The sequence below is a fragment of the Nostoc sp. ChiQUE01b genome (assembly GCF_034531255.1).
Lineage (GTDB): Bacteria > Cyanobacteriota > Cyanobacteriia > Cyanobacteriales > Nostocaceae > Nostoc.
Window position 1 is genome coordinate 1 of record NZ_JAVRBM010000150.1, and the last position, 9832, is coordinate 9832.

Sequence of the window (9832 nt, forward strand, 5' to 3'; positions counted from 1 at the left end):
ACTCAGCACTCAGCACTCAGCACTCAGCACTCAGCACTCAGCACTCAGCACTCAGAACTCAGCACTCAGCACTCAGCACTCAGCACTCAGAACTCAGCACTCTTAACTAATTGCACCCCTTGCTGTCAAACGATAAACAAACGCTTTCACAGCAAACGCTGGCAAAGCCAACATCCGCCGCCAGCGCCAAGGTTCTTGATAAAGGCGATACAACCATTCCAAATTATTATTTCCTAACCAGGCGGGAGCGCGAGTTTTAGTTCCCGACCAAATATCAAAACTGCCACCAACGCCAATCCAAATTGCTTGGGGACACAAATGGCGGTTTTCGGCAATCCATAACTCTTGACGCGGCACCCCCAAACCAACAAAAATCACTTGTGGTTGTAATTGAGCTAGAGTTTGTCGCAATAGTGCTTCTTCTTGTGGAGAATGGTAGCCTGAATGAGTGCCGACTATATTCAAATCTGGAATTTGCTGCTGCCAAAAATCTGCCGCATTTGCCGCTACTCCAGGCGCTCCTCCATAGAAAAATATTTTTGTCCCTGTCTTCTGTTGCCCAAGGGCTTGCAAAAGTTTTTCTGCTAATTCAATCCCTGGAAAACGCTGCACTTTTTGCCATAGCAGCCATCGTAAATACAGAACAACCCCGGCTCCATCTGGAATCACGAGTTCAGCATTTTTAATCACCTGAGCTAATAATTGATTTCGCTCTGCCTGCATAGTCATTTCTGCATTGAGCGTTACGACATGAGTTCCTCTGCCTGTATGCAGGCATTCTAACAACCAGCCTGGATAGTCAGCCATCACATGAACTGGTATTCCCAACACTGAAAATGCTTGATTGCCGTTAGACATAGCCTATTCTTAAGTAATACTCACACCAGATTTTGCATAAATGTTAAGTTTATCAAATTTTTTTATATATATTAGAACTTAAGCAAAAGAGATTCCCCTTTGCCCTGCAACAAGAGAAAGCATAATTAAACTAAATAGACATAAGAGTGAACAAGAATGGATATACGTAGTACTGCTACGTATATATAAGGGTTTTAAATAACACATAATTATTTTCACTCCTCTGTCTATTAATCTTGGGCGCTTGTACTGGGACTGAACCACTCCAACTTTTATTATTAAAGTGTAATATTCACTCAGTATAAAACGCTCAACTCGCAACTCTGGTTCCGGGAATAGAAGCCCCGACTATACTGCTTGCAGTTAGTGTGGGAGTATGTCACGAAACTCGACTTTATGGTTATAGTGTAACGGGCTGAAGTTGGCTATGAGTAAAATTCGTATCGCTCTGATTGAAGATCATGACCTAACTCGTGTGGGTATTCGTACAGCACTACAGCAAAAGAATGAAATTGAAGTTGTAGGTGAAGCTGCTAATGCTGCTGAGGGTCTAAAAATGTTAAAAATGCTACAATCAGATATTGCCATTGTAGATATTGGTTTACCAGATAAGGATGGCATTGAGTTAACACGGGAGGTAAAATCTACTACTAATGAACACCAGCTACTTACCAAGGTATTAATTTTGACGTTGCGGGATAACAAAGAAGCAGTGTTGGCAGCTTTTGCCGCTGGTGCAGACTCTTACTGTATGAAAGATATCAAATTCGATAATTTGCTGGAAGCAGTGCGAGTAACTTACAATGGCAACGCCTGGATCGATCCGGCGATCGCTCGGATTGTATTGCAACAAGCGCAACAAAATCCTCAAAAGTTGGAATCGGCTTTGGTCGATTCTAAGACTATTGCTCCTGACCCAGATTCTTTTGAGAATCTGGAAGGAATTCAACCTTACACCCTGACAGAAAGGGAATTGGAAGTGTTACAGTTGATTGTCGAAGGTTGTAGTAATGCAGTAATTGCGGAAAGACTTTACATCACAGTTGGCACTGTTAAAACTCACGTTCGCAATATTTTGAATAAGCTATGTGCCGATGACCGTACCCAAGCAGCAGTCCGCGCCTTGCGTTCTGGGTTAGTTGGATAAATTTAATTTTGGTGTGGATCAATTGAGGATAATCAAGGGAAACTCACAACTTGGAAAAGTTATATTTTCAAAGTGAATGGCTTCTCTGATTTTCTTTTATTTATTAGGTGGGATAAACATCATACTATCTCGCCATTCAAATATATGAAAACAAAAGTCAAATATGGCTGAGATTGGGACGGACAAACTTAAGCTCATGGTGGTAGATGATGAGCCAGATAACCTAGATTTACTCTACCGCACTTTTAGGCGAGATTTTCAAGTATATAAAGCCAATCATGCCTTTGGTGCTCTGGAAATCTTGGATCAATTTGGCGAAATGGCGGTAATTATTTCTGACCAAAGAATGCCAGAAATGAATGGGACTGAATTTTTTAGTCGCACTGTAGAGCGCTTTCCTGACACGATTCGGATTTTGTTAACTGGTTTTACTGATGTCGAAGATTTGGTGGATGCGATTAACTCCGGTCAGGTATTCAAGTACATTACCAAACCCTGGAATCCAGAACGGCTCAGAGGCTTAGTTGAGCAAGCCACTGATATATATCGCCTAGTTAAGAAGCGCACCCAAGAGTTGCGTCGGGCCCTACGGCGAGAATCTTTATTTAATGCGGTAACAACAGCAATTCGGGAATCTTTAGACTACGATAGTATGCTGCAAAAGATTGTCGCAACTATTGGAGAAACATTTGAAGCTACCAGTTGCTTGCTCAAACCAGTAGAGGGCGATCGCCTCACACAAGACGAGTTTTTCTACCGCGATCCGAAATCTGATGTATTAGATTGCTTCTTTGACTCCAGTGTTTTAATAGAAAAGGTGCTGGAAACCCGTCATTATCAACTTGCTCAAGATATATATAACGGTAATCCTAGTCACCACCTAGTTGTGCCACTTAGCTACCATCAGCATCTGTTGGCTGTGCTGACCCTCCACCAATGGGGACGCGATCGCCCTTGGGAAGACGAAGACATCCAACTAATTGCAGGTGTTGCCGAACAAGCAGCCTTAGCCCTCTCCCAAGCAAAACTCTACCAACGCCTCCAAGAAAAGCAACAGCAGATTCACACTGAGTTAGAGGTGGCTCGCCAAATTCAATACAACCTGCTACGCCAAAGTTTACCTGACATTAAAGGTGTGAAGGTACAAGCTTGCTGCTATCCGGCGCGCGAAGTCGGAGGCGATTTTTTTGAAGTTTTTGTCCATCCTAAAGGCGACTTGTGGTTGGCAGTGGGTGACGTTTCTGGCAAGGGTGTCCCAGCAGCTTTATTCATGGCTAGTATTATTTCAGTTTTGCGCCGAGAATTATCTCAAGAAACACCAGCAGAGCCGAATGTGGTCATGCAGAACCTCAACCACGCTCTCAGTGAAGATTTAATTAGCAACAATTATTTTGTCACTCTTGTGTTAGCTTGTTATACCCCTAGTACTAAGGAACTAGTCTACACTAATGCCGGTCATATTTATCCAATATTATGGTCGCGTTGCTCGACTTTAGCCGAAAATCCTAATTACCTGAAAATTCGCAGCGTTCCTTTGGGGATTTTGCCTAAGTGGCAGGCACAGTCTGGTCGCTTGGTTCTCGCTGCTGGAGACACATTGCTACTAGCCAGCGATGGAATCACAGAAGCAATGGTATCAAATAATCCTGATTCAACAGTAAAAACTGAGATTGGGGTTGAGTCAGTGAACCGTTCGATGCTGAATCAAGATGGTCTTTGGCAACTCTTACAACAAGAGCAACAACCACTTTCTCTTAACCATTTACTAGCTCGCATCCAGGCAGATAATCACGTTCAAGAAGACGATCAAACTATACTTTCACTGGAGATTTTGTAACTCATGAAAAGTGAGCTTCATGTACCAAGCGACTTGAATTTTCTGAATATTGTTGAAAACTGGTTGTTGGGATGTTTGAAAATTCAGCTAGGGGAATCTGTGGATTGGTCGCGGCAATCAAGTCGTTTGAGACTGGCTTTAGTGGAAGCCTACTCTAATGCAGTCCGTCATGCCCACAAAGACCAACCAAATTTACCCATCTTACTACGTTTAGAAGTGAAAGACCGGGATTTTGCCCTAGAAATTTGGGACTACGGCGAAGGCTTTGATATGTCTAACTACTACGCTCCAAATCCGATGGAAAAGCAAGAAGGTGGTTATGGTTGGCTGATTATGAATCGTCTTATGGATAAAGTAGATTACAAGTTGCAGGTTAATGGTGCCAACTGTCTGAAGTTAGAAGCTACTTTACCCGAATTAGTCCAATAGACAAAAGTTACTATTTTTCAAGTCATGCTATTTATGAGGAAGAATTCAGAATTCAGAATATGAGGCAGGAAGCAGATCGCGCAGCGTGTCGTAGACAAGGCGAAGGGAAAAGGTTTTAGCCTCATTTATCTTTCTTAACATAGTTGTGTTTTTTTCTACCGACTTACTTATTTACTTTTCACGACGTAAAGAAAGTAACTCTTTAGGGGAAGCTAAAAGTTTGATTCTAGTATAAGAAATTTGCCGTTGTTGGTTGAGGATAAATAGCCACAAGACATTGACACTACACCACGAAGTTTGTGCTTTGCCTGTTACCTGGACTTGGATATCTCCATTTTCTAAAGTTTCGGCTATTCCTGTGTTCGGGTAAGCTTTGATGTTTTGACCTTCTTGTTTTAAGTAGGCTGCGATTGCATCTGGCCCCACAATATCAGATTCAAATGGCGGACGCATCACACCATCTATCGCAAATAAGGCAGCAGTTGCCTCAAATTCTCCTGCATTTAAGGTTTCAAAATAACGCAGTACGCTTGGTTCTGTAATTCCCTCAATCTGGAATTCTTCTTTAAACTGCGCTGGCGATATAAATTCAGCAGAGGTCATAAAATTACCTGTATATGCTATCTGAATATTAATTTCAATACAAAAATAGTTAAAATAAAAGCTGCTGTTGAGATAGATTGCTACATATTAATAAATCTTCCTGACGATAGAAGTCTTGAGATAGTACGTAACTTAAGACGGGCTATATAGCAATCCGATTTGATTTCTGAATTACTCGTAGAGACCAGGGACTGGGGACTGGGAAGAAGGAATAAAGGTGTACTGAGTTTTTTTACGCAATCAAATATGAGTCTTATATGTCAGGTAAGTAACAAATCTTAATTAAAGTTATTGGCTACATAGTGTAAAATTGTAGCGCCTTAATTTGGGCAAAATCCAGATAAAAAAATGAATCAGTATTCTGTAACGAGCAGCAGTCTGGTGAAAGAAAAAGCCAGCGAGCTGGGCTTTCACAAAGTTGGAATTACTGCTTTAGATCGGGTAAATGCCACAGAAGAAGCGCAGAGGTTGCAAGCATGGATTGAACTAGGTTATCACGCTGATATGAAATGGATGGCTAATCCAAAGCGTCAGGATATCCGCTTAGTGATGCCAGAAGTGCGATCGCTAGTGTGTGTAGCGCTGAATTACTACACACCACATCAACGTCCTGAAAGTGAGGAATACGCCAAAATTTCCCGTTATGGCTGGGGAAGAGATTATCACAAGGTAATGCATAAAAAACTTAAGCAGCTATCTATATGGCTAAAATCACTTGATGCAAGCGTATTAGCTCTTTATTATGCAGATACTGGCCCAGTGCAAGATAAAGTGTTGGCTCAACTTGCCGGAATTGGTTGGATTGCCAAGAATGGTAATGTGATTACACCAGAATATGGCTCTTGGGTATTTTTGGGAGAAGTGTTGACCAATTTAGAATTAGAGAGCGATCGCCCACACACAGAACACTGCGGTAGCTGTACTCGTTGTCTTCAGGCTTGTCCCACAGGTGCAATTACTCAGCCTTTTGTTGTCGATGCTAATCGTTGCATTGCTTATCATACAATTGAAAATCGGGACGAGGAATTGCCAGAGGCGATCGCACCTCATTTGCAAGGTTGGGTTGCTGGTTGCGATATTTGCCAAGATGTTTGTCCTTGGAATCAACGTTTTGCCCAAACAACTGATATTGCAGAGTTTCAGCCCTATCCTGGGAATATTGCTCCCCACCTGCTAGAATTAGCCCAAATCTCAGATCGGGAGTGGGATAAACGTTTTCCAGCATCTGCCTTGCGGCGGATTAAGCCAGAAATGTTACGACGCAACGCCCTAGCTAATCTTGACGCATCCAGGCATAAGAATGACCCAGAAAGTGATTATTTTTGATTTTGATGGCACAATCGCTGATACAGTAGATGCCCTTGTAAGTATTGCTAATCGTTTAGCTGGAGACTTTGGTTATAGACAAATAAGCCCAGAACAATTAGCCTTCCTCAAAAACTTAACATCTAGAGAAATCATTAAGTACTCAGGAGTTTCTTTATTTAAGATACCTTTTCTAGTTAAACAAGTTAAAGGGGAATTAAAAAACAAAATCCCAGAATTAAAGCCAATTCCCGGAATTAAGGAAGCATTAGCAGAACTCCAAAATCAAGGATATAAACTGGGTATTATCACTTCTAATTCTAAAGAAAATGTTACACAATTCCTGACAATCAATGATTTAAATCACCTATTCGATTTTATTTACTCAGGAATTACAATTTTTGGCAAAACAACTATCATCAATAATGTCTTGAGGCAAAAGCAGCTCAAACCTCAAGAAGTTATTTATGTTGGAGATGAAACTAGAGATATAGAAGCATCAAAAAAAGCAAATATCCAAGTGATTGCAGTCACTTGGGGTTTTAACTCACCGGAAGTACTAGCCAAGCAAAATCCAGATTATTTAATTCAGCAACCTAGCGAACTACTAGAAGTGATGAATAGTCGTTAGTTAATAAATAGTCAAAAGTCGATTGTGAGAATTTTAATAATTGACAATTGATTAAAATAGTAGATTGGGCAATGTCTACCAATGTCGATAACTTCAATTATCTTATTTTGTGACATTACCCATTTTACAAAATAGTAAGATTTTAGGAAAAATTAATTTTTCCGTTCGCCCTTTTCCAAAGCTTCTTCTACTAAATCATCACTGACATTAGTAGCAGCCTCTGTTTTAGAATTCCCAACTTCTTTTGCTGACTCTATAAAATCATCAGGATTACCGGTTGACTGAGTTTGAGTTGTTGTCTGTTGTGGCTGAGAGGTTTTCTGCTTAGGTGCAGTAGCTGCTTCAGCTGCCGTTGCACCTTTACCTGTGCGATCAACCTCACTAGCGCTGAATTTTTGTGCAGCTGCATAATCAGCATCAAAATCCACCGTTGGTGCTTTTTCTTCACCACTAGCTATGCTATCGGCAGCTAATTGTGCATCCTGGGTGGAAGCTTCATTTAAATTGGGCTTCACTTCTTCATCAGGCATAATTAAAACCTTAGGTAAATTTTTTATTGCTAGGGCAATCATAGCGAAGTAATGTGCTGCTTTCTTGCTTCCTGGGGGAGACTTTTACCTCTATTAAAAGGTAGATTAAAGCGGCGATTTTTAATTAATTTAACTATTTCTATCGGTAGTAGAAGCTGATCCTCAAACTCTGGTAACACTTAGTTTGGCCTATTACATTTCCTTGGAAATAAATTTATGACTGCAAGTTACGATAAAAATATTTCTCAAGCTCAGAGCAATGAAACTCAAAAATTGGTGGATGAGTTTAACGCCTTAGATACCGATGCTAAATTAGCCTGGTTCTATTTTGCTTATAAAAAAATGGGTGATTCGATCACGCCAGCTGCTCCCGCTGCGGCCGAACCAGAGTTAGCACCACTTCTGCTAGGAGATTATTTTAAATTATCCGACGATCAGCAACTAGAAATTATGCGGGATATTGTTAACCGCAAAGACACAGAATATTCTCGTGCTTATGGAGCGATAAAAGAAAATAACCAGCTGCTAGTTTGGTATGCTTGGGCAGTAGCTATGGGAGATACGGTGGTTGGAATACCAGCTAGCTACCAGCCAAGTAAGGCAGTTAACGATCTGCTTTCCCAAATCGAAGGACTAGATTTTGAAGAGCAAATGTCAGTGTTTCGGACAATAGCTGGTGAAGTGGGTTACACCGATGTTAAGCCGATCGCAACGCAAGCAGAAACTGGGAAAACATCAAGTTTGTAATCAGCTTTGGTGACTAGAAGTTGCTACCTACACAAACTAAAGTCTGCCTCTGCGGACTTTAGGAACCTACGAGACAGCTAACTGACTCAAGTCGGCTGGGGTAAGGTTAGAGTGTACTACTTGACCATCACGGAACCAAACTATGCGCTGGGTTTGACGGGCAACTTCTGGTTCATGTGTCACCATGACAACTGTAATTCCACTGGCATTGAGTTCGCCAAAAATATCTAAGACTTCTTGGGTTGTACGCGAATCAAGTGCGCCTGTGGGTTCATCGGCGAGAAGTACCACGGGACGATTGACGATCGCCCGCGCGATCGCTACTCTTTGTTGTTGTCCACCAGATAGTTGAGTTGGTTTGTTGTTGAGGCGATTTGCTAAACCTACTCGTGTCAGTGCAACTGTGGCGCGATCGCTTCTTTCTTTGGGACTCACACTAGCATAAACCATTGGTAGCATCACATTTTCTAATGCTGTGAGTTGGGGTAATAAATGGAATTGTTGGAAGACAAAGCCCAGCTTTTTATTACGAATGTGTGCCAAGGATTTATCATCCATTTGCGCCACATCTATATTATCTAAGTAATAATGTCCGCCTGTGGGTCGGTCTAGACAGCCGATAATATTCATCGCTGTGGATTTACCTGAACCAGACGGCCCCATAATTGAACAATATTCGCCCTCGTGGATAGTTAAATTAACATCGTTAAGTGCTTTGACTTCAGTTTCGCCACTGCCATATATTTTAAAGATATTCTCCAAACGAATAATTGTTGATTTAGGGACGGGATTAGCAACTAGAGAATCGGTAATTGAAATAGTGTTTGCCATAAGGATTTAGTTATTAAGTGGTAGAGACGCAATTATAGCGATGTCTTAAGACAAACTGCTTTTTACTTCTTATCTCTAGGATAATACGCTTAGTTATCAGCCAACCTATGCCAATAAAGTTTGGGCATGGTTGTAAAGAAAAGCAATGCAGGTATAAACTTCCAAAGCAGCATTATAGGCAATGCTTAGGTTGGGCTACGCCTAAGCGTTCTAATTTTTCAGTGAGTTAGCGACTATTGTATGCACGTCGATTTTTTTAGTACAATTAAACTATAAGAAGCAAAAAAATTCTTCCTAGCTCTTGCTAGTGATAACTCTGTAAGCTGATCTATTTAGAGCAAATAAAAGCTAGTTATTATCTAACAGACTGAAGAGGAGGTGGTTGTAGTGTTGTCATGTTTTAACGTAGCAGATTACTTTATCTGGTTAGCAAATGAAACAGGTTCTTTTATCAGTAATCTAAAGCTGCAAAAGCTTGTGTACTATGCTCAGGCTTGGCATCTTGCACTCAATGACACTCCTCTATTCCCAGAGGATTTTCAAGCTTGGATACATGGGCCTGTAATACCTGCTTTGTACCAAAAGTATAGGCTTTTTGGATGGCAACCAATTTTAGAAGATGCTAACCCAAAATTCCTGCAAGAGGTTCAAGAGTTTCTAGATGAGGTTGCACAAGAGTACTTTGCTTGCGATGCTTATGAACTAGAGCAAATGACTCATGCTGAGACACCGTGGAATTTGGCCAGAGGAAATTTACCACCTGATGAAGCTTCCAGCGAAGTTATTCGGAAACAGTGGATGAAGGAGTATTACGGATCTCGTGCCGAAGAAAAGGATTAAAAAGACGTGAGTTCGACGAATAGGAAAGCACAAAAAGCTTGCTATGTATGAATTTGCTCAACTGGGCATACCTC

General features: G+C 41.1%; 11 protein-coding genes. 7 read left to right on the plus strand and 4 right to left on the minus strand.

The window, feature by feature from the left end; all coding sequences use genetic code 11:
• Positions 1–102: 102 nt before the first annotated feature.
• Positions 103–858, minus strand: coding sequence for a WecB/TagA/CpsF family glycosyltransferase (locus RMY63_RS40315; protein WP_322734035.1), 756 nt, complete (start codon positions 856–858; stop codon positions 103–105).
• A gap of 427 nt (positions 859–1285) precedes the next feature.
• Here RMY63_RS40315 and RMY63_RS40320 point away from each other — a divergent pair, with 427 nt between their 5' ends.
• The 3 genes from RMY63_RS40320 (at position 1286) to RMY63_RS40330 (ending at position 4271) form a co-directional block, all read left to right on the plus strand.
• Positions 1286–2005 carry a response regulator transcription factor gene (locus tag RMY63_RS40320; RefSeq protein WP_322734036.1) on the plus strand — a complete coding sequence of 240 codons (720 nt, stop codon included), beginning with the start codon at positions 1286–1288 and terminating at the stop codon, positions 2003–2005.
• Between the two features lie 163 nt (positions 2006–2168).
• A complete protein-coding gene (locus RMY63_RS40325) occupies positions 2169–3842 on the plus strand; it encodes a SpoIIE family protein phosphatase (RefSeq protein WP_322734037.1) in 1674 nt (557 codons plus the stop codon).
• A 3-nt stretch (positions 3843–3845) separates the two neighbouring features.
• Positions 3846–4271 carry an ATP-binding protein gene (locus RMY63_RS40330; protein WP_094351551.1) on the plus strand — a complete coding sequence of 142 codons (426 nt, stop codon included), beginning with the start codon at positions 3846–3848 and terminating at the stop codon, positions 4269–4271.
• 171 nt (positions 4272–4442) lie between these two features.
• On the opposite strand, the gene RMY63_RS40335 is transcribed toward RMY63_RS40330, so the two are convergent.
• Positions 4443–4874: a ketosteroid isomerase family protein gene (locus tag RMY63_RS40335; protein WP_322734038.1), complete on the minus strand. Its 432-nt coding sequence runs from the start codon at positions 4872–4874 to the stop codon at positions 4443–4445.
• Positions 4875–5222: 348 nt separating this feature from the next.
• On the opposite strand from RMY63_RS40335, the gene queG reads away from it, so the two are divergent.
• A complete protein-coding gene (queG, locus tag RMY63_RS40340; protein ID WP_322734039.1) occupies positions 5223–6200 on the plus strand; it encodes a tRNA epoxyqueuosine(34) reductase QueG in 978 nt (325 codons plus the stop codon).
• Positions 6175–6810, plus strand: a complete 636-nt coding sequence (locus RMY63_RS40345) for an HAD-IA family hydrolase (protein WP_322734040.1) — start codon at positions 6175–6177, stop codon at positions 6808–6810. Before queG ends, RMY63_RS40345 begins: the two co-directional genes overlap by 26 nt.
• A 152-nt stretch (positions 6811–6962) precedes the next feature.
• On the opposite strand, the gene RMY63_RS40350 is transcribed toward RMY63_RS40345, so the two are convergent.
• Entirely contained in the window at positions 6963–7340 is a 378-nt protein-coding gene (locus tag RMY63_RS40350; protein WP_322734041.1) for a hypothetical protein, read from the minus strand.
• Positions 7341–7556: 216 nt separating this feature from the next.
• Here RMY63_RS40350 and RMY63_RS40355 point away from each other — a divergent pair, with 216 nt between their 5' ends.
• The gene (locus RMY63_RS40355; protein WP_322734042.1) at positions 7557–8087 is read left to right on the plus strand and encodes an orange carotenoid protein N-terminal domain-containing protein; all 531 of its coding nucleotides are present in this window, start codon (positions 7557–7559) and stop codon (positions 8085–8087) included.
• A 66-nt stretch (positions 8088–8153) separates the two neighbouring features.
• Here the strand turns inward: RMY63_RS40355 and RMY63_RS40360 are convergent, their stop codons facing one another.
• Positions 8154–8918: an ABC transporter ATP-binding protein gene (locus RMY63_RS40360; RefSeq protein ID WP_322734043.1), complete on the minus strand. Its 765-nt coding sequence runs from the start codon at positions 8916–8918 to the stop codon at positions 8154–8156.
• A gap of 387 nt (positions 8919–9305) precedes the next feature.
• On the opposite strand from RMY63_RS40360, the gene RMY63_RS40365 reads away from it, so the two are divergent.
• On the plus strand, positions 9306–9758 hold the full coding sequence (locus tag RMY63_RS40365; RefSeq protein ID WP_322734044.1) for a Panacea domain-containing protein: 453 nt from the start codon (positions 9306–9308) through the stop codon (positions 9756–9758).
• The last annotated feature ends 74 nt before the right edge of the window (positions 9759–9832 follow it).

Bases quoted from the DNA above. Each gene is read 5' to 3' on its own strand.
- RMY63_RS40315 (WP_322734035.1), bottom strand. From the start codon at position 858: ATGTCTAACGGCAATCAAGCATTTTCAGTGTTGGGAATACCAGTTCAT.
- RMY63_RS40320 (WP_322734036.1), top strand. From the start codon at position 1,286: ATGAGTAAAATTCGTATCGCTCTGATTGAAGATCATGACCTAACTCGT.
- RMY63_RS40325 (WP_322734037.1), top strand. From the start codon at position 2,169: ATGGCTGAGATTGGGACGGACAAACTTAAGCTCATGGTGGTAGATGAT.
- RMY63_RS40330 (WP_094351551.1), top strand. From the start codon at position 3,846: ATGAAAAGTGAGCTTCATGTACCAAGCGACTTGAATTTTCTGAATATT.
- RMY63_RS40335 (WP_322734038.1), bottom strand. From the start codon at position 4,874: ATGACCTCTGCTGAATTTATATCGCCAGCGCAGTTTAAAGAAGAATTC.
- queG (WP_322734039.1), top strand. From the start codon at position 5,223: ATGAATCAGTATTCTGTAACGAGCAGCAGTCTGGTGAAAGAAAAAGCC.
- RMY63_RS40345 (WP_322734040.1), top strand. From the start codon at position 6,175: ATGACCCAGAAAGTGATTATTTTTGATTTTGATGGCACAATCGCTGAT.
- RMY63_RS40350 (WP_322734041.1), bottom strand. From the start codon at position 7,340: ATGCCTGATGAAGAAGTGAAGCCCAATTTAAATGAAGCTTCCACCCAG.
- RMY63_RS40355 (WP_322734042.1), top strand. From the start codon at position 7,557: ATGACTGCAAGTTACGATAAAAATATTTCTCAAGCTCAGAGCAATGAA.
- RMY63_RS40360 (WP_322734043.1), bottom strand. From the start codon at position 8,918: ATGGCAAACACTATTTCAATTACCGATTCTCTAGTTGCTAATCCCGTC.